Source organism: Flavobacterium sp. LM5 (assembly GCF_002017945.1).
Taxonomy (GTDB): domain Bacteria; phylum Bacteroidota; class Bacteroidia; order Flavobacteriales; family Flavobacteriaceae; genus Flavobacterium; species Flavobacterium succinicans.
In genome coordinates this window covers 985,311-1,005,399 of the sequence record NZ_MUFX01000001.1, presented here as the reverse complement: position 1 = coordinate 1,005,399, position 20,089 = coordinate 985,311, and the positions used below count along the sequence as shown (strand labels likewise).

17 protein-coding genes are annotated in these 20,089 nt (G+C 34.3%); 3 read left to right on the top strand and 14 right to left on the bottom strand.

The annotated features are described in order from the left end of the window. Positions 1–363 precede the first annotated feature (363 nt). A complete protein-coding gene (locus BXU11_RS04225) occupies positions 364–567 on the top strand; it encodes a hypothetical protein (protein WP_078211127.1) in 204 nt (67 codons plus the stop codon). A 313-nt stretch (positions 568–880) separates the two neighbouring features. Here BXU11_RS04225 and BXU11_RS04220 read toward each other — a convergent pair whose 3' ends face one another. The 14 genes from BXU11_RS04220 to gldB form a co-directional block, all read right to left on the bottom strand. Next, positions 881–1,210 (bottom strand): DUF1493 family protein, encoded by a 330-nt coding sequence (locus BXU11_RS04220; RefSeq protein WP_189318500.1) that lies wholly within the window; start codon positions 1,208–1,210, stop codon positions 881–883. 4 nt (positions 1,211–1,214) lie between these two features. Beyond that, a complete protein-coding gene (locus BXU11_RS04215; RefSeq protein ID WP_078211125.1) occupies positions 1,215–1,859 on the bottom strand; it encodes a hypothetical protein in 645 nt (214 codons plus the stop codon). Then, entirely contained in the window at positions 1,856–2,338 is a 483-nt protein-coding gene (locus BXU11_RS04210) for a hypothetical protein (protein WP_078211124.1), read from the bottom strand. The genes BXU11_RS04215 and BXU11_RS04210 overlap by 4 nt, the downstream gene beginning before the upstream one ends. 299 nt (positions 2,339–2,637) lie before the next feature. Next, complete coding sequence (locus BXU11_RS04205) at positions 2,638–3,276, bottom strand: hypothetical protein (RefSeq protein ID WP_139363435.1); 639 nt, start codon at positions 3,274–3,276, stop codon at positions 2,638–2,640. A 19-nt stretch (positions 3,277–3,295) separates the two neighbouring features. Then, positions 3,296–9,868 (bottom strand): RHS repeat-associated core domain-containing protein, encoded by a 6,573-nt coding sequence (locus BXU11_RS04200; RefSeq protein ID WP_078211122.1) that lies wholly within the window; start codon positions 9,866–9,868, stop codon positions 3,296–3,298. 80 nt (positions 9,869–9,948) lie between these two features. Further along, complete coding sequence (locus BXU11_RS04195; protein WP_078211121.1) at positions 9,949–10,374, bottom strand: T9SS type A sorting domain-containing protein; 426 nt, start codon at positions 10,372–10,374, stop codon at positions 9,949–9,951. 94 nt (positions 10,375–10,468) lie between these two features. Next, the gene (locus BXU11_RS04190) at positions 10,469–11,122 is read right to left on the bottom strand and encodes a response regulator transcription factor (protein ID WP_078211120.1); all 654 of its coding nucleotides are present in this window, start codon (positions 11,120–11,122) and stop codon (positions 10,469–10,471) included. A gap of 400 nt (positions 11,123–11,522) precedes the next feature. Next, positions 11,523–13,724, bottom strand: a complete 2,202-nt coding sequence (locus tag BXU11_RS04185) for a VapE domain-containing protein (protein ID WP_078211119.1) — start codon at positions 13,722–13,724, stop codon at positions 11,523–11,525. 51 nt (positions 13,725–13,775) lie between these two features. Continuing rightward, on the bottom strand, positions 13,776–14,066 hold the full coding sequence (locus BXU11_RS04180) for a hypothetical protein (protein ID WP_139363434.1): 291 nt from the start codon (positions 14,064–14,066) through the stop codon (positions 13,776–13,778). A gap of 21 nt (positions 14,067–14,087) precedes the next feature. Then, the gene (locus BXU11_RS04175) at positions 14,088–14,372 is read right to left on the bottom strand and encodes a helix-turn-helix domain-containing protein (RefSeq protein ID WP_078211117.1); all 285 of its coding nucleotides are present in this window, start codon (positions 14,370–14,372) and stop codon (positions 14,088–14,090) included. Between the two features lie 80 nt (positions 14,373–14,452). Continuing rightward, entirely contained in the window at positions 14,453–15,340 is an 888-nt protein-coding gene (locus BXU11_RS04170; RefSeq protein WP_139363433.1) for a hypothetical protein, read from the bottom strand. Further along, positions 15,300–16,631 carry a tyrosine-type recombinase/integrase gene (locus BXU11_RS04165; protein ID WP_189318499.1) on the bottom strand — a complete coding sequence of 444 codons (1,332 nt, stop codon included), beginning with the start codon at positions 16,629–16,631 and terminating at the stop codon, positions 15,300–15,302. Before BXU11_RS04165 ends, BXU11_RS04170 begins: the two co-directional genes overlap by 41 nt. Positions 16,632–17,053: 422 nt before the next feature. Then, on the bottom strand, positions 17,054–17,392 hold the full coding sequence (gene gldC / locus BXU11_RS04160; protein WP_024981443.1) for a gliding motility protein GldC: 339 nt from the start codon (positions 17,390–17,392) through the stop codon (positions 17,054–17,056). Beyond that, on the bottom strand, positions 17,392–18,348 hold the full coding sequence (gldB, locus tag BXU11_RS04155; RefSeq protein WP_078212063.1) for a gliding motility lipoprotein GldB: 957 nt from the start codon (positions 18,346–18,348) through the stop codon (positions 17,392–17,394). Before gldB ends, gldC begins: the two co-directional genes overlap by 1 nt. A 174-nt stretch (positions 18,349–18,522) precedes the next feature. On the opposite strand from gldB, the gene nadE reads away from it, so the two are divergent. Both nadE and BXU11_RS04145 read left to right on the top strand, forming a co-directional pair. After that, positions 18,523–19,323: an NAD(+) synthase gene (nadE, locus tag BXU11_RS04150; RefSeq protein ID WP_078211114.1), complete on the top strand. Its 801-nt coding sequence runs from the start codon at positions 18,523–18,525 to the stop codon at positions 19,321–19,323. 89 nt (positions 19,324–19,412) lie between these two features. Beyond that, complete coding sequence (locus tag BXU11_RS04145; protein WP_024981440.1) at positions 19,413–20,042, top strand: response regulator transcription factor; 630 nt, start codon at positions 19,413–19,415, stop codon at positions 20,040–20,042. Positions 20,043–20,089: the final 47 nt, after the last annotated feature.

Below are 20,089 nucleotides of genomic sequence, written 5' to 3'. Positions count from 1 at the left end.
AATAAAAAATTAACTAGAAAAATTTTTCATTACCTCCAAAAAAACGAAAAAACCTTACCCAACTTACCCAACCCAATAATAGCAAGGGATTGCAGTAAAAAAAGCAATCTTACCCTTCTTACCTATCTTACCCATTTCATTTTTGTATTAAGGAAAGAAAGGGTAAGATTGGGTAAGAAGAAAAAGTTATAAGTTACCCACGTTAGGGGCAATGATTATAGGGCTTTACAAAGATTGGGTAAGATGGGTAAGAAGAAATGAGTTTTTGTGATGATTTTTGATTTTAGGATCTTCTCGGACAAGATTTATTTTGACGATATCCCAAATGCAAAAATCTCTTTATCCAAAAATTATGACATTTAAATGTCAATTATTTGGGCGTTACCACAAGGGTCGGGCTTTTCGCTACAATCTTTTTTGAGGCAAAAAGAGCCTCAAAAAAGGATTTCCACTACAATCCCTAACGCAAAAGAAGTAAACAACAAAACCATTGCTAAAAAAGCTTTACAATTAGTACTTTCAAAACAAAAACCACTTCATCTTGAAATGGTTTTAAACTTATTGTAATCGATTCGATTTGTCTTTTGAAGCGCGTAGTTTCTCATGAAGCTCACTAACAATTATGAATACTATTAGTACTATACAAACACCAAATGTAATTACAATCTATCAAAACGTTCCGGATTAAAAGTCAGGAGATTTTTGACATTTTTACGGAATATTAGACGATTTAAAAGGCGAAAAGTGAGGACACTTTGCGTAGCATACACAACACATTTATTTGTCAATAAGAACACTTTGTAGATCGGGGGAAATTTATAAAATATCCGAACCCTCAGAATTAATAAACCAGAGGATCGTTTGGCTTTATTATTAACTTCTATGATGGATCAAACCATTTTTTTCTCATAGCGACTTCAATTAAATGTTTTATTGTGAGCGCTGGTTTTAAAGGATATTCTACTTTATCAAAAAATAATCGAATGAAAACTAAACTTCTCCAAGAATAATTCGGATATATAAAATACTTACTAACTGTGAAATTGGAATAATCAATATTATACTTTTTAAAGAATGTTTCCATTAAATTTTCAGCATCTAAATCAAATATTTTATACTTTTCATTCCCTATATTTGTATCTAAACCTATATCTCTTAGGCCTGTAGAAGATTTGAAAAAGTTAACTATTTCCGTTTCTAATTGTGTCATTTTTTTAAGGTTTAAATCCATTATAAAGTGTATTACTTCCGTGAACCATGAGTCCAGTTCCAATAACAGAAGAATTTCTTCCTAGAAAAACCCCTAAATTATTTGTAGGAACACCCATTACTGTTGGTAAACGCCAAGGCATTGTAGAATTAATACCTAATGTTCTTTGAAAATATACTGAAGACTTTAATGTTGTTTTAGAACCTCCTAAAGCTACTCTAATACCTAAACTAGATTTAGAAACAGTCGTAAGCCCCATTATTGTTAATTTAGCACCTGCATAAATTTCCCCTACAGCAAATAAATTAGACGTAAAATTAAGGGAGTCATCGGTTATGGCTCCACTAGACAATGCAAAACCTTTGAACCCATAACCTCTTAAATCTCCACTACTAGAAACAGCTCCTTTGAATTTTACTGAAGTTGAAGAGATGATATTACCATCTTTATCATACATGTAGTCAGTAGTATCTCCTCCTTTTTTGTTAATTTGTTTACCATTTTCATCATAGCCATTGTCTGGACTATCCCCATTATGCATCGCGTGATTCAACCCACTAACCACCAAACCCGTAACCGCTCCTTGCCAAAAGTTACCTCCTGTTAATGCAGCACCAGCACCACCAGAAACAGTACCAAAAGCAATCATACCACATCTGAATTAGCAAATTTTCCTACGCCATGATAGTTACTTGTTGCCCCTCCTCCTTGCCAAGCACTACTCGCAATACTACTCAACGCCCCAGCGGCAAAACCAGACCAAAACTTCCCACCACTTATAGCGGTCATCGTTCCCTGAAAAGTGCCATGAGCAACAGCCTGAAAAGCAGCTCTCGAGAAGAAATTGGCAAACAGATTTTCTGCACCACTACCAATCCCAAATGTAACCGCCGCAGAAGCCGCTCCAATAAAAGTAGCTTTTACTAGACCACCTACGCTAAAAGGTACATCAGCCAATAATGCCGTCATAGTATAGGTAGTTGCAGCAACTAAAGCGCCAATTAAGACTGCGGTAGTAAAAATCAACTCCCCACTAGGATCCGTATACATCAGTGGGTTGTTCAACACATACGCATAACGGTTGTAGTTTTGGGTATTCTCTGGTTGCTGGATGAAATTATCCGGCATTATAAAAGAACGTAAAACAGGATTCTCTCAATACTTCGAGACAGGCTACAAACGACCGTTTTCCGAAAAATCGGGATAGGCAATGTGTAGTAAGCCTACTTCTGCTAAATGTTCATAGCTGGTGAATTTTCGTAAATATAAATATTTATTAAAACAAAAACTATAACTTTTTTAGGGTTGTAGCTTGTTTTGCTTACTCACGTTGTGGGCATGAGCGAGACGCTCGCGCTAGCCGTTGAACTTATTTTTGCTCGCGCCAGCTGGGGAGCGGGTTTTTCAGCAGGCCTATTTAGCTTAAGTTAATTTTTTTTATATTTATTAAAATCTATTTCAGATTTCTTTTGATAAGCCAATTTTAAACTATCAGCTTTTTGAATATCCTTATTGAAACCAAAACCATATCTATAAAATATTTCTAAAAATTTTAAACTGAGAGTGTCCTCATTTTTACTTCCTAATTCAATAAAGGAAAGACAATAGTTTCTTACTCTAGGTTCTAAAGTATTAATCTTTTTGAAATATTGAATATAACTTGCGTCTGTACCATCACAATAATGAATATCCTGATCCGAATAAAATTCATATAAATTGACAAAAGCATTTGTACAATAATTATATTTTTTGTGTTTCTCAATCATAAATAACGTATAGGGTAAGAGTTCGTGTCTTTTAGATATATTATAGTCATAATACAGTAATAATTCGTTATATGACACCTCGTTTCCATTTTGCATCACATCATATTTATCATCTTTAACTCGATCTTCTTTGAAGTAACTCGATTTTTTAAATTCCGCTTTTGTTTTAGCAATAACGGGCACTCCTCCCGGTTTAATGTTTATAATATTTGTATTCTCATTACTTTTAGTAGTTTGATTCTTTTGGCATCCAATCATAGATATGATGAATGAAAATAATAATATTTTTGTCTTTAGCATAATTTTTAACTTTAAAGAATTATTTATTACCTACGTTGTATTTAAATTCACCATTTTGAAATTTATTATAACCCGCACTATGAAAAGCTCCTCCACTATGAAAACCAACTTTTCCGCTCGGGAAAAAATATCCTGCGGCGGCATAGATAGTTAATCCAGGGGTTTTAGATAAAACTTTTGCAATATTATTTCCATAATATCGCATTTCACCTGTGGTACATACTTTTAACACCATAGTCAAACTTTTAGAATTACCGTCTATAAAATTTCTAAACATAACACTATCCGCATATAATTTTGCTGTAATTAAATTGCTATTTGATAACCCCCCTACTCCCATTAAACTTGTTTGACTTCCATGCCCATAAATCGTTAGTTCATTCATTCTTAAGGGTTCTGCTTCCGCTCTTGCGTACAATTCTGGATTTTGATTTTTGTTATGATAATTTAAACTTTCGCTATCTATATTTCCATCAGCATCTTTGTGATATCTTCGTGTACTTAAACCTGTTTTGTTTTTATCTCCTGATTCATGAAAAGTATGATTTAAAGCACTGACAAACAGCCCAGTAACAGCTCCTTGCCAAAAGTTACCTCCTGTAAGCTTGGCACTAACACCACCTGTAACTGTTCCAAATGCAATTGTACCAAATCCGTTATTCATACCAGATGCTCCACTTAGTCCCTTATGTATTGTCTGAGTTGTAACATCATCAACTGTTTCAGAACTCATCCCTCCACCCCAAGCACTACTCGCAATACTACTCAACGCACCAGCGGCAAAACCACTCCAAAATTTACCTCCAGAAATAGCAGTCATTCCTCCTTGAAAAGTACCATGCGCAGCTGCCTGAAAAGCGGCTTGCGAGTAAAAATTGGAAAACAAATTACCTGCTGCTGTACCAATTCCAAATGTAACTGCGGCACTCGCTGCTCCAATAAAAGTAGATTTCAACAGCCCGCCCACACTAAAAGGCACATCTGCCAATAAAGCAGTCATAGTATAAGTGGTAGCCGCTACTAAAGCACCTATACCAATAGCTAAAAACACTCCAATTTCCCCACTAGGATCCGTATACATCAATGGGTTGTTCAATACATAGGCATAGCGGTTGTAATTTTGGGTATTTTCCGGTTGCTGGATGAAATTATCCGGCATTAAGAAAGAACGTAAAACAGGATCATACAAACGACCGTTCATATGTATTAAGCCTACTTCGGCAAGATGTTCGTGACTCGTATAACCACGATCTAACAAAAGTAGTTTTGCCCCTGTACCATCCGTTGGCAAAGTTATGGCTACTCCGTTTTGTTGCAATTTAGCTAAATTTCCCCAAGCATCAAAATGACGACGTTCCAAGGCCACACCGTTTTCGTCAGAAATGGCAATAATGCTACCTAAATAATCACGATGCAAATAATACTTTTTGTCGACAACTGCCCCTGTAGCTATGGTTTTTATTTTTTCTACATACAAAGGAGCATCGTAGGCATCACCACCTATGTAGGTACGAATGGTAATGGTGGTAGGTGTTTTTATAATTTCTACCGTGCCATCATCTGTATAATCCTTGGTTTTAGTATACACTCCTGTGGTTGCAGGTGGTGTAATGGTAAAACCATAATTCATTGTTTGTCGCGACAAATGCGAATTGTAAGTAAAAGCCGTGCTTCCTTTGTCACTCTCATTGATACTTATTGGGCTTTTGAACATGGTATACGACACTACTTGTTTGGGTAAGGTCGTATAATAATTCTTCCCTTCAGGAGTTAGCAAAATGGAGCTTTTACGATAAATTCCTGTCGATAAATTGGCATTGTAGGTAACCGTTCCTAATTTATTATTGCTAGTAATACGCCCTTTATTATCATAGCTGTTAGAATCCGTAGTACCATTCAACGGGTTGGTCCATTGCGTTAAGCGATCTAAGTTGTCGTAGGTAAAACTTTCGCTTGTACCTAAGGCTAGATTCTGACGACTGTCTAGTGTTCCTTTTACGCCATTAAAATTATAGGTATTATGCAAAATAGCAGTACTTGATAACATGTGCTTTTGAGAGCTGAAATACCCATCAACCGTATAGGCATTCGTAATGGTTATTCCGTTTCCTAAGGTATCCGTTAAAGATTGCATTTTTTCATTGGCGGTATTCAATTGCCACAATACCGCATCATTACCATCTGTGATTTTGTCCATAATACCATTGTAGGTATTGTAATTGTTTTTGGTCACTACTGTAGCCACCATTCCTGTAATCAATTCTTGGGTAGTAGTAGTGCCAGTAATAGGTCTGCTAAACGTATCGAAGGTAATGGTTTTTGTTTGTGTGAATCGACTGTTGGATTCGGTAGTAGTTACGAGTCGTTTTAAACTATCATACCCATACGTAAACGCATCTATACTTGTACCATTGGATTTTTTACTCGACTCATTAGTAAGTTGTGCCAATGCATTATAGGTATAATCCGTTTCGATGTCTGTGCCATCGCCTACTAATTTTTTCTTGCTTAATTTACCATAAGCATCATAGGTATTGGTCGTGCTTCCTTTTGGCGTTGTCTCTGTTAAGGATTGACCAAAAGCATCATAAGTATAGGTATAATTGCCTGCATTGGGGTCATTCATGGCGATTTTGTTGCCCCATCCATCAATACTAATCGTTACTTTATGCCCCTCATAATTGGATTCTTTTAATTGTCCGTTGGCATAATAAGTAAATGCGATTACTCCACCAGGATCTGTAGTTTCAATCTTATTCCCAAGGGCATCTAGTGTTGTAGTCGTTGTTTTTCCATCATCAATACTTGTAGTGGTCAATCCTGAATACGACAGGGTTTGAATACGTCCCGTCGGAGCCGTCACTTTTGTAGGACGTTGCAAAAAGTCGTACTCGTAGGATGTCCATCGGCTAGGGGTTGAGAAGTAAGGTTCGCTTTCTTTGGTTTTTCTACCTAGACCATCATAGACCACTTGTTTAGACACTGTAGACCCAGCAGCCATTCCTTTGATTGAACTACGTACCTCTCGGCCTAATACATCATACTCCACCACAGTTAACGCATTCAATGTATTGGTAGTGGTAGTGGTATAACCACCATTGCCTAATTTGGCGTATACTATATTAGTGTTTATTGGAGTTGCTGATGCATTGGTTATAGTAGTAGAAATTAGTTTTCCCCAATTATCATAGCCATTACTAGTAATTACTCCTAAATAATTGGTAGATGTAAGCACCTGTCCTAAGGCATTATAGAGAAACTGAGCGCTAAATCCTTGATGATCAGTTTTCTTTAGTACGAATTTTTTGGAAGTATCGTATTCGTCTGTAATAGTCCTCGCGGCAACTGGATTGGTTGCCCCTGGAGCACTAATCGTTTTTGTTAATAGATTACCAACCGCATCATAAGTCATGTCTTCAACTAAAGCATAACCCGTATTGTGTCCCGTCTTTTCGGTTTTGGATAAATTTGTTCCAGTGTAAGTATACGTTTCACTAGAGGTTCTTGTGTCGCCAGTGGAGTTTGATGTTGAAGTTGCAATCGTTTTAGGGCGTCCTATGTAATAACTTGCCCCAACACCTGTAGGGTTACTGTCATAAGTTGTAGTACTAGTTGATGTTCCTTGTACCGCAGATCCTATCATTTTTTTAGAAACTCGTTGCGTCTCCAATCCATAATATGAAGCAGAAGTCACCAAGCCATCATAGGTAAAAGTATCTTCTGAAATTACTCCAGTTAAAGCATCTACTGTGGTTTGTTTGTTTAACAATACATTGTACACTTTTGAAGTTGGATTAGTATAGGTCTCAAAAGTATTGGTTTTCGTACTTAATAATCCCGTAGGCACAGGGTCAAAAACAGTAGCGCCAATGGTACTGGACCAAGTAATGGTATTGGCTCCTTTTAGTGTGATATCATTATGCTGCGTAGACCAAATCTTAGTATCTGCATCTGATAAATACCAACTACTTCTAGTGGAACGAATAAAACCAACAGTCCCATAATTGTAATTTGACACATAGCCCCTATATCTGAAATCTTGGTATTTAGACACCCCATTGATGGTAGCGGTTAATTTAGATACCAAAAAACTAGTTGGATTTCGAATAATTTCAATGTTAGGATAGGTGGCCGAGTCACTTGAAGAATAAAAATCGGTAGCTGCAAAACCAAAACTAGCGTTACTAGCCTCCATAGGTTTGTAGTCAATAGTTTGTTTGATATTACCCGCCGATTCAGTAACAGAAACCAACCTGTTTTCGGTTTCGACATTTTTATTGAATTGGTAATATTCTATTTTATTATAATGTCCCCTTACCAACACTAAATCAGTATTAGCTCCATTATATTTAAAATTAGAAACTAATGGAATTGGTATATCTGGAGAACCTGAGTCAAATAATCCTGAATCATACGTCAAATTAAAACCTGGGCTGGTCGCTCTACCAATATTATTAGTAAAGCCAGTTACCTGCCACTGAGTATTATGATCGTTAATCGTCCATTTTGGCTTATAATATTTCCTCCAAACTCGAACTAAATCCGATTTTCCATCTTTATTAATATCAATAGCATAGTAGGTACTAAAATGAGTTTGTGTGTTATAATAAGTTCCCGTATTAGGCCAATATTCTACAATATTTTGACTTTCTTTAGTAAAGAACTCTCCCCCAGTTGATTTTGGATTACCATAATAGATATGCCATAACGTATGACCGCTTCCTCCTTCAGTATCAGGTAGCATAATATCTGTTTTGCCATCTCCATTATAATCACCAAAAAGAATTTGTTTTTTATTTGAATATTTATCAATGATCCCTTGCCCAATGATTTCAAGTTCTATCCAAGGTGATGCAGTAAGTTGTTTAAAACCTACTATTTTATAAGTTCCATTTAAATATATCACCAATACATCTGATTTACCATCACTATTAAAATCTGCAACAATCTTTGTTTCACCTGTATCAAAACCTCCTAACAGACTTGAATTTAATAATTTCACATAACTTGATGAGTTCAATTGATTACTTGAATTTGGATTTAAGTCTACTAAAAAGTATTCCACATTATTCGGTTCTCTAATTGAATCAACGCAATCAATCAAATTGTAACCATAATTAGTATAGTATGTGGTACGATAAATATCGTGGGTTTCATTTGCACGACTCATTATTAATACTTCACTTATACCATCTCCGTTAAAATCCCCTTCAAGATAACTTGTTGAATTTTTAATTCCACTAAAAGAACAGTTACTATTGTTAGCTTCATATCCACAATTATACTCATCATAAGAGCAATAATAATCATAATTCGTTTCTGATCCTAAATGAGCAATATTATCAATTGTTATTGTTTTGTTATATGAACTTAGAAATGAATTATTAGAAAAATTATATACCTTAAATTCAGTTCCAGTTGCAGTTTCATTAGCGTGCACTATCGATTGAAATTGATTCAATTTATTATTTGTCAAAGTAGTTGCTGTAAATAGTTTTCTTTTATCCGATGTAAATGGTAGAGCAACTGGTGTATTACCTGCGTTAGCCTCAAATAATTTAGTAAATACCTGATTATTTGCCACAAAATCCAAACGACCATCTCCATCAAAATCACCTGCTAAATCAACTTTATCAAAAGCCAAAGTATTAGTGTAGGTTTTCTCTGTTCTTTCTAGATTCGTTGGACTTTGAGCATATTCAAATACTACAGGATTTGAAGCTTCATTCTGAGCATTATATTCTTGAATCTGTGAAACTCTTTCATATCCCAAAGAAGTATCTTCTACATGTGTAAGTTTGTATTTTCTAAAAACTGTATTATTAGTTAGTACATCAACACTTTCAAGTATTTTAGAAGCATAATTGGCATTTCCATTGATAAAATCACGTTCTACTCGTTTGGCATCTCTAAAATTAAAAACTATTGAGTTTTGAAAAGCTATTCCAGCTGTAGGATTCCCACTAAATGAAATACTGGCTATATAAAGTTGATTAGTTGCCTTATATACTACATTCGTGTAATTATAGTCTATTCTATTTCCACTGGCATCTTCAAATCGAACTATATGCCAAGCCGTCGCTGAAACAGCATTCTGATAGGTTCCATTACCTGTACTTCCATACCATGATCTGGAACCATCTGGAGCTGTAACGATAAAGAAAGTCATACTCCCTTGCATTACATATTCAATTTTGGTATTGCTCTTGTATTCCGTTTCATAGGTAGAGCCATTTCCCCAATACGTTCCAGATTTAATTAATAAACGCTGACCATCTAGTGCTAATTTATCCTCACTATCAAAGTCTACCCCATCCACAAACCCATCTATGTCTCTTCTTGTAGACATACGTGTAATAGACGAAATGCTATTAATACTCCAACCTTGTCCTGCTATACCGCCACGAACCCCACTAGAGTAAGTAAGATTAATAACAGGCGCCACGTTTTTAATACTTGGCGGCAGTGCAATAGGCAAAGAATAGGTCGCTGTTCCTGAACCTGAAATTTGCAATTCTCCCTTGGTATCGGTAAAATTTTGCGAAAAAATAAGTTGACTTAAAAAAACAAATAGAATGTAAAGTTTTTTCATGAGTAGAAAATATAGATTGTAATAAGTAGTAGCGAAAAATGCAAGTCCTCTATAGCCCCAAAAGCTTAAAAGGAATTTATTTACTTCTTTAAAATTTTGATGGTTTTTTCTTCTCCATTGTTATAAGAAAAAACAATGAAGTATACCCCACTTGGATATCCTTGAAATCCCAGCGTGAGTTGTCCTCTATCAGGTACTATAGTTTTTATTGTTTGACCACTCATCGATAGCATTTGAAGTTGGGATACTTTCTTTTCATCCACTAGTTCCCAACTGAGGTACAATTCTTCTGAAACTGGATTAGGGTAATAAGAGATTTGATCCATTACCAGCAAATCATCCTCCTTTAAGTCCTTAATAGCTTTTACATTCTTTGAAGTAATGCAATTCAAGCAAATTTCTCGCATCACTTGATTGCCTGCTGTATCATAATTAAACAGTATTCTATCTTGGGCACATACAAATAGTGAAAACAAAAAGAATAAAAGTGTATATTTTTTTTTCATTTTAAGCTTATTTTGGTAAAAAACATGCCCAAAAATAAAACTCTTAAAAACAAAAAAAGGGTAGTAAAACTACCCAATATGTTAAAATTCGAATTTAGATGAATCCTTTTTTTCTTGCTTCTTTTATTATAGCTTCATCAGAGCCAGTATCAATGTTTAAGGCCTCTTTGATTTTTGCTTTTCTTTTATGAACCCCACTTAAGGACAGTGGAAGATACTTTGGCAAATTCTTTGTTGCTATTCCTTGAGATAACAACCCAATAATTTTCACATTCAATGCGTCCAAAAAAGGAAATTTAGCTTCATTTTCAAGTAGCGTTTTATGAACTCTTGCACTGTAAAATACTTCACCGTTAAGAACTTTTTGTAAAATCAAACATAACTCGCTAAAATCCATATCTGATTTTTCAATGATTCCCTCTGGATTAATGCTTTTCAAAACACTTTCTAGTTCAAAATTAGAAAACATTGCTGAAATAATAATAATTTTAGCCTCTGGAAACATATCCCTTATGATCTTAGCAATATCCTCACCATTTCTTAAATTATTTATTTCACAAGGAGGTATGCTATATTCTAATATAGCTAATTGCAAACCTTTGAGGTTTTTATTGTTTAATTTCTTAAGAGCATCAGTCAAAGAATAGGAAATGACCATTTCAGCTTCAACGGATATATTTCGAAGCGCACTAATATATGATTCCGTAACGTATTTATGGTCTTCTAGAAGAAAAACAGGTAATATCATAGTAGGTAGTTAAATTTGGGTTTGTAATCAAATCAAACATTATCGGGCAAATAAGTTTGAAAATTTAGCTATTCAAATTTACAAAAAACAGCAAAAAACTTGTCAATAATTTTAAAGTCTACAAACAGTCAATTACTATGATTCAAACATGATATATAAATACCATAAACATTCTTTTGTTAAATTTATTTTCAAGATAATTAAATAAAATGGAAAGTGAAAAATCTTCCCCCTTTTACTTTTGTGGTAAGGCAACAAAGGGTAAGATTGGGTAAGAAGAAATAGTTATAAGTTACCCATGTTAACATATATGATTATAGGGCTTTGCAAAGATTGGGTAAGATAGGTAAGAAGAAATAAATTTTTGTAGTGATTTTTTGTTTTTACTGGAAATTATTTGTCAAATCGTTTTCTTGATTACCCAGTATCCGTAGACTTGGTTGCGTTTTTCTCTTTTAAAGCCGATGCTTTTTAAGGCTTTTCCGATTCCCACGTTCGAAAGCCTGATGCCAGCCGTATATAAATTGATATGGTGTAACATTTCGGTGGAGGTGAGGAATTCTGCCTGTTCGATTTTTGTTGGGATTTCAAAATACTTGTGAATCAAATCTTTCTCAGGGGAAATAATTTGGAATTTTTCATTTCGCAATTCATTTTGACGGATGTCTTCGATGCTCAAGGTTTCATCAAAGGTGTTGTCTTTAGAAAGAGAATAAGCCTGTGCCCACAAATTATCAATCACGAACTCATTTTTATACTTCCAATTGATGGACTTTACAATAAAACACAACCAGCGCACCGAACCAGTTTCGTCCTGTAAAAAAGTAGTCATATTGGTAGAACCGATAAAACTGGCCACTCTTTGAATAATGGAATTTTTTCTATCATAGGGCAAGCGTTCATTGATTTGCGCCTTGCTAAAATAGGATTTCAACTGATTTATTTCCTTTCGGGATAAAGCAGCCAATTCGTCAAGGTTGATCAAAAAGTTTTTGCAAAGCAAGATACGAGCATCTTTGTCATCGCTCATGTCTTCGGCCAAATAGTTGGAAAGTTCGCTTGGACAAAGAAACCTGCACCACGAACTTTTACCAATATTTTGACCATTTCCATCATCGGTTAACACAAAGGCTTGTTTGTTGAAATAATTATCAATAGTGGCACATTTTACCGCACGCACACACCATTTTTTAAAATGATACTCAAATTGTTCTTTGTCTTCTCCCTGTTCGAGTTGAATGTATTCGGAAAATTGTTTGATAAAATCTGTTTTTTTATCCCATTGAGGTAAACTCGTGAAGTAATTGATTAGTGGGTTATAGTTCGGAACAAAATCACTTTTCAAAATAGCTATCAAAGAGTTAATAGAGATTTTGATGCTTTTCTTTTGAATTTCTAGCCAAAGTGAATTTTCATTGCAGGAAGTCCATTCGTTTTGACCTTTAGGACTACACTCAATTTCGAGGGAAATAATATTGTTTCTGAAATCATAGTGTTCTTTGAGGTATTTTTCAGCGACATGAAAAATGGTAGTCAAATCATTTTCAGGAATCACTTCGGTTTTGTTTTTCAGGGCTAAGTCCATCAGTTTTCTAAAATCTTCAGAAGAATGGTCTTGAAAATAATCGGTGAGATCATATCCTTTAATGTTGTCGTTGGGTGGTAAGGCAATTGGAATAATCTTTGGAAAACGTTGCACCATGGTTTGGCTGCCTTTTTCTCCTGTAGCATCTTTGTCGTAACAAATAAACAGATTTTTGCAAAGTGCTCGGAGTTTTATTATTTGCTCCTCTTTAGGATAAATGGATTCACTCCCAAAAGTGACCGTATGAAATCCACGTGAATGAGCAACAATGGTGTCTTTTTCGCCTGCACAAATTATAATGTCTTGCTTTGTTTCGGCACCCAATTGTGTCAAACCAAAAATACCATTTGGGAAAGGGGGCAATACATTTTTCTTTACTCCAACTTCAATTTGATTGGGGATGTAGAGCTTGAAATTTCCATGGAGTTCAATAGCAAAAGCCACACTTTCTTTTTTGGTATACATTGGCTTTTTGCCAGTCCACGTATAACTTGAAATGGAATGCAATTGAAATTTTTCTAGAATCTCCTGCTTAACGCCTAATTGGTTCCAATACGCCAAGTCTAAAGCGGTGAAATCTCGTTTTTCTACAGTTAAAGTCGCTCCTTCTTTTTCCTTTGCAACGGGTTTTGAGTTTTGTAGCAATGGTGTTTGCAACGGTTTTTGCAAAACCTTTGCAAAATTTTGATTTCCCTTTGCAACACTTTTGTATGGCGTGGCATCGTCTAAAATAATATTCATTTCCGAAGCAATGCAGTTTAAAACTTCATGAAATTGGGTTTTACAATCTAATTTTTCTAGGTCGGCCACCAATTGAAAAACATCTCCTTGATGGCCTGAACTAAAACATTTGAAGCTTCCGTTTTTGTATACTTTAAAAGAAGGATGAGCATCCTTTGTGTAAGGACTTGAAATGTTCCCCTTCGGAAAATCGTTAAGATTTAGGAACTTCCTATAAATTTCCTCAGGCGTTGTTTGGTTCAAAATGGCTGCTTTGGTTGCTGATGTAACATTCATAGATAATTGATTTAAAGCATCACAATTTTAGTTGTGATGCTGTTTTCCTAACTAGTTCCCTTCGTTTTTTCTATTTCGCAACGATTCTTTATATTCTTTGAGTTTGAGTTGCAACTCGTCTGATAAAACATAACCATCTGGGGTTCCATTTTGTTCTATAAATATGATTGCTTCTTTAGTAGTTATATTTTTGAGGTTTGTTCTCATTCCTAACGGAATTGAAGCTCGAGTTTGCTTGAGAATTTCGTTCATCTCTGCTCTAATATGTGATTCAGGTATCTGACTCAAGTATAGCTCTTGTAGTTCCTTTTTGTTTCTGATGTAGTATAGCGTTTTCATCATTTCTTCTAGCTTGGTTTTTGATTAATCAAATCGGTTTTTTTGATTTAAGGATTTTAAAACCTCGCTTTTTTTATACCGAATTTTGTTTCCAATTCGATAAGCTGGAATGATGTCTTTGCGTGTCCAATCCCAAAGAGTTACTAAAGAAACAGAAAGCATTTTTGCTGTTTGTTCTCTAGTTAGGAGTTGGTCGGTTTCGGGCTGTAAAGTAGCTACAAAGTCGTTGAGATAGACTTTAATGCCTTCTAAAATTTCAGTTTTAAACTCTAGTGCATTGGTGTTTTCTAATTGAAGAACTTTTGTCATAATTATTATTTTTTAAAAATTAGTTATGACAAACTTAATCTAGGTATATGTTTTTTAAAGTGTGGGGTATACCCCAATGGCTACCCCAAAAGTTTAAGTATGTTTTGTGCTTTCAGTAAATCGTCTTTGAATTTCTGAGAAGTATTAGATAAAGGCTTATTCGTTTCGGATAAAATTCGTCTAATATTATCTGAATTTCTATCTATAATTAAAGATAAGATCTCGGCTTTTTTCCTTTCGGTCGCATTTCCCCATTTATCACTTCTAATGAGTTCTTCAATCAGTAATACCTTTTGTGAAGCATCTAATCCCTTCTGTGTTTCGGTTGGAAATAAGTCGCATGCCAAACTGTTTTGATTCTTTATTCTTTTAGAATTTGGATTGAATTCACTAAAGAATTCATTCAAACCATTACTGATTGGTTTATCGAAAAAAAGAGTCAAGTCAAAAATATGTTCCTTTGTAAGTGCCTTTTTAATTTCATTGAGAAATTGACTCACAACTAAAGAAAGACTGTTATTATCTTCCTCGCTTATAGGAATTATGCTTTCGGAGTTATAAGATATGCTAAAGTAGTCTCTCGTTTTATCCATTAAGGTTTCCTCATATAAAAAGGGATATTCTTCTAAAATGAAGGGAAGACATTCCAGCATAAATCCAAACATTTCAATCTCTTCTGTTTTTGATTTTAATGCCTTAAGCGTTTCATTAAAGGTTATTTTATCGTACAAAAACAATGAAATTGCATGTAAGAATTCGTTGAAGAGCAATTCAAGATGTTGCCTATCGGTATAGTCTATAACATCTAAATCTTGTTTTTGTTGCCATTCATAAAAGTTATAGAAAAAATCATAATACACTTTAAAAATAGGATTCCCCGATACTAATTCCTCTAAAGTATATAGTTTACTGATGTATTTATATTGATCAATCATTTTGAGTATCGTTCCTTTTAGCTTGTTTTTCAATTTCCATTTTTTGCCAATGCTCTTTTAGTTTTTCAGCATGCTCCCGAGGTGTGATTTTGATATATTTCAGAAACATAGTCTCGGTTTTATGTCCTGTGATGGCCATTATCGTGGGATTATCTAATTTCCCATATAGATTACTAGCAAAGGAACGTCTACAGGTGTGAGAAGTGATTAATTCATGCTTTGGAAACGTACCAAACTCTTTGCGCATTGTACTTTTTATTTTGACTTTGCTGTCACCAAAAAAATCTTTTTCGTCTTTTTTGTTGACCATTTTTGCACCATCCACCATTTCTGCAAAGCCAATAGTTTTACAAACTTCTTTTACATATTCATTAAATTTTTGGTCGGAAATTACAGGAGGTAGTTTGCCGTTTCTTTTTTGTAAAATGGCTTTTACTTGGCTGTGCATCGGAATAACTACTGGATGTTCGGTTTTACTTGTTTCAATTTCTATATAATCGCCTACAATATTGAGTTGTTTTAACTTCATAAAATCTGAAATTCTCAAGCCTGTACGCAACCCTATAATGAAATTGTCCCTTGTTTTGTCTAATCGTTCTGACCCTTCAAAATTATGATTAAAGACAGCATCAATTTCATCCTCGGTAAGATAAATATCTTTAGTTTTGTTGGACAGCGCTTTAAAATCGCTGTGTTTGTATTGTGGACTTATCGGTAATCCTTCAATTTCAATTTTACTGCACCAATTTTTAATAATGGTGATAAAACCGCCAACCGTATTGTTGTTGAGCATTTCTATTTTTTGGCAATAGAAAAGGAAACTCTCGTAAAATTTCAAATCAATATCTTGAAAACGAAGCTTTACATCAAAGTGGGTTTGATAATCGGAAAGCTTGTTTTTAACTCTATTGAATTTTATAATTGTACTTTCTGAAGGAGGCATTGCTTTATTAGGACAATCAGCAATAAATTTCTCTATCCACGAGACAAAATAAACTTTGTGGGATTCATCGCTATTAACCCTACCAAAGAAAATATTGATTTGCGACTTTAACCATGTATTTTGAATACTTACTTGTGAATTCGAATCAATATTGTATTGATCCAAAATAAATGTTTTTAGGTTGCGTAATTTACTATTTGTAAAATCCCTATTAGTTATACTGACAATATTCTTGACTTCTTGTTTATCTTTGTTCCAATGTTCAAACTGAACATTTAATTTGGTACCTGCGGTTTGGTCAATTCTGTTACTATCCCAAAAGCGAACATAGATATTCGAGGTGGCAGATTTAGTTTTCTTGATAAAAAATTTTAGGTTCATACCCGATAATTTAGAAAACGAATATAATAAAAATCCCGAAATAATCCCGAAAAAACACTGATTCATTCTAATCAATCCGAATTTAACCTAATTTTTCTGTAAGTATAAAAACCACAAAAGCTCTTGTATTATTGACTTTACGTCTGTTTTTATGAAAATTCAATTTCCTACAAATTAAGAAAGTTCTGTTTCCTCATCGCCCACCAAGAAACTCCTTAAGCAATTAAGGAGTTTTTTTTGTTTTTAAATGAAAAGTTTATTAAAAAAAAAGGATCAGGACATAAACCTGAGGAGAAGCAAAAATTAAAAGCTGGATATTGCACAACTGGCTCCAACTAAACTTTCTAATTAAAAGACTTAAAATACAAACAATAAAAAAAAGTGATCTAGATAAACTTCTACATCACTTTTTTTATGTTTTATTATTGTTGTTTTAGCTCCAACTTTTCGGCAAAATAATCGCAAAAATCAATCATGGTGGCAGCCATTTTTTCGTCATTGGTGGCTCTTTTAAAGGTGTCAGACATCGCCACTAAGGTTTGATGGAAAAAGATTTTCATCTCATCTACTGGCATATCTTTGGTCCACAAATCAATGCGCATACTTTCCTTCTGTTTGCTATCCCAAATAGAAAGCATAATCGCCTTCGCTTCTTGAAGTGCTACTCCCCCATCTTCAGCGGACCAAGATAGTTTTTCGGGTACTCGGTTTTCGTCTAATTCAACTTGAAATTTAATTTCTGATGTATGTGTGTTTGACATTATTTCTTAGGTTTATATTTCGATTTTTCAAAAATTTCTTTTGCACTCATAGCCAACATAGCCTCCAATGAACTGTCGTTATTTTTCATGTAAGAACGCACCATTTGCCATCCAATCCAAGCGCCCACTTGCCCAGGTGAATCATTATCAATCTCCAAATAAAACTTAGAAAAAGGAGCTGGGCTTATAAAACGAGGAATTAACTTGGCATCTACACTGTACAACATTTCTTTGTCTATAAAATAACGCCAAATGTAGCCTTCGTTCTCTAAACACCAATTCTGTTGAGCAGCGGTGTACCCCATTATATCTGCCTCCGAAAAATCAGGCAACAACAATTCCTTTACATACAATTCTTTGCCAAAGGCAATCATTTGAGAAAGAAAGGCTTTATCAGTTGCAGGCGGTATTTTGGATTGCAAAAAACTAGAAGCAATATCAGGTACAATCTGATTTTGCTCAAAATTTTGTTTGATGTATTCTGGAAATTGATAAAATCGATGCTGTTTTCCTAAATATAATTCTAAAGAAACCAAAACCAAACTATCAGCATATATCGTTTTGGTATTGTAATCCATTTCACCTATCAACGTTACAACTTTTGGATTTTTGATTTTTGGAAAATAAAACTTAATATGCTTAAATAAAGTAGCGATATCAGCCGCTACAGGATCAAAATTCTTATATTTTTTTTGTACTTCCTGGTAAAGCTCTCTCCATTGCAGATGTTGCATTTTTTCGATCCAAACCGCATCTTCAGTTCCTTGTGGAAAAAAAAGAGGATACTTTTGCTTCAATTGTAATAAATTCTCAGGTTTTGTTTCAAAAAAAGCTTGATCAAAACGCTCTACTTTTATCTCAACTGGGATTTCTTCTACAATTTTTTCTACTTTACTCTTTTTATCGCAAGAGCAAAAAAACAACACCAACAGTAAAGACAAAAGACACTTTCTCATATTTTTTTGATTCATTCGAATCTATTTTATAGATTTACCTTTTTCGAGTTTATAGACTGGAAACATGGCCATTTCATATATATTAATTATTTTCGCTTTAAAATCATTTCAAATTTGATTTCCTTTAAAACATTGTGCAAATATACATTCCTGCTTTTTAAAACATAAACTATAATGATTAAAAAAACATCTTTAACACCAGAAAAAGTTAACACAAAAATCGTAAAATGGTTAACGGATTACGCTAAGAATGCAAAGTCAAATGGATTTGTTATTGGGATTTCAGGAGGAGTTGACTCGGCTGTAACCTCAACACTTTGTGCCCAAACAGGTTTAGAGGTTTTATGTATAGAAATGCCCATTCATCAAGCACCTTCTCAAGTAAGTCGCGCTCAAGAACACATCAAGCAGTTAAAAGAACGATTCCCAAACGTAAAAAGTGTAAATTCAGATCTTACACCGGTTTTTGAAGCCTTTAAAACAGCTGTTCCAGAACACGAAAATACCGATAAAATGAATTTATCGTTAGCCAATACGAGAGCGCGATTACGCATGAGCACTTTGTACTACTATGCTGGAATACATGGTTTATTGGTAGCTGGAACAGGAAACAAAGTAGAAGACTTTGGTGTTGGATTTTACACCAAATATGGTGACGGCGGAGTGGATTTGAGTCCAATTGCCGATTTATTAAAGTCAGATGTTTATGCTCTAGGAAGTTATTTAAAGATCCCCCATTCAATTTTGGTTGCTCCTCCAACCGATGGCTTATTTGGTGACGACCGTTCCGATGAGGATCAATTAGGTGCTAGTTATGATGAATTAGAATGGGCCATGTTACAAGACGAAGCTGGCAAAACATCAGATGACTTTGATAATAGAGAAAAAGAGGTTTTAACCATATATAAACGCCTAAATTATGCTAATCAACACAAAATGAACCCAATACCCGTGTGTGTTTTTACAGAAAATTAAAAAATTTTCTTAAATATTAAAAATTATTGTATTTTTTTTACTACATTTATCGAATCATTTTGATAGACAACTCTTAAAAAAAAAATACCATGATTAAAGTTTGTTTAGCAGATAATTTTCCAGTAACTCATTTTGGAGTTAAATCGTACTTCAAGGATCATGATGAGATCTCAATTGTAGCCAATGTAGGTAATTTTTCGATGGTTCGAGAAATTCTTCAAAGCAAAGAAATTGATGTTTTAGTAATTGATTTAGAACTTGAAGGATTAGCTAGTATTTTTGAAATCAAGGCAATGTTGAAAAACTACCCTAACACAAAAATCATTATCTATAGCAGCCTTTCGGAACAAATTTATGCTCCAAATGCAATTAAAGCAGGTGTGGCGGGCTATGTGCACAAAACTGAAAAACTTGAAACACTAGGTCAATCTATTGTCAAAGTTCAGCAAGGAAAAATTATCGTAAACGAGAATGTTCGTAAAAACATGGCTTTGATAGCCAAACAAAGTAAAAGCGAACGTTTGTACCGTAAATTATCCAACCGAGAAATAGAAGTATTACGCTATTTAAGCGATGGGAAGAAAAACCATGAAATAGCCGATATTCTTTCTTTAAACGAAAAAACAATTAGCACCTACAAATTGCGCTTGTTGACAAAATTAAATGTAACCAATTTGGTTGATTTAGTCAACAAAGCCAAAACACTAGAAATTGTGTAGCAATTTGAGCTAGCTAAATTTAGCTGTTTACAAAAAGAGGCTGTCCG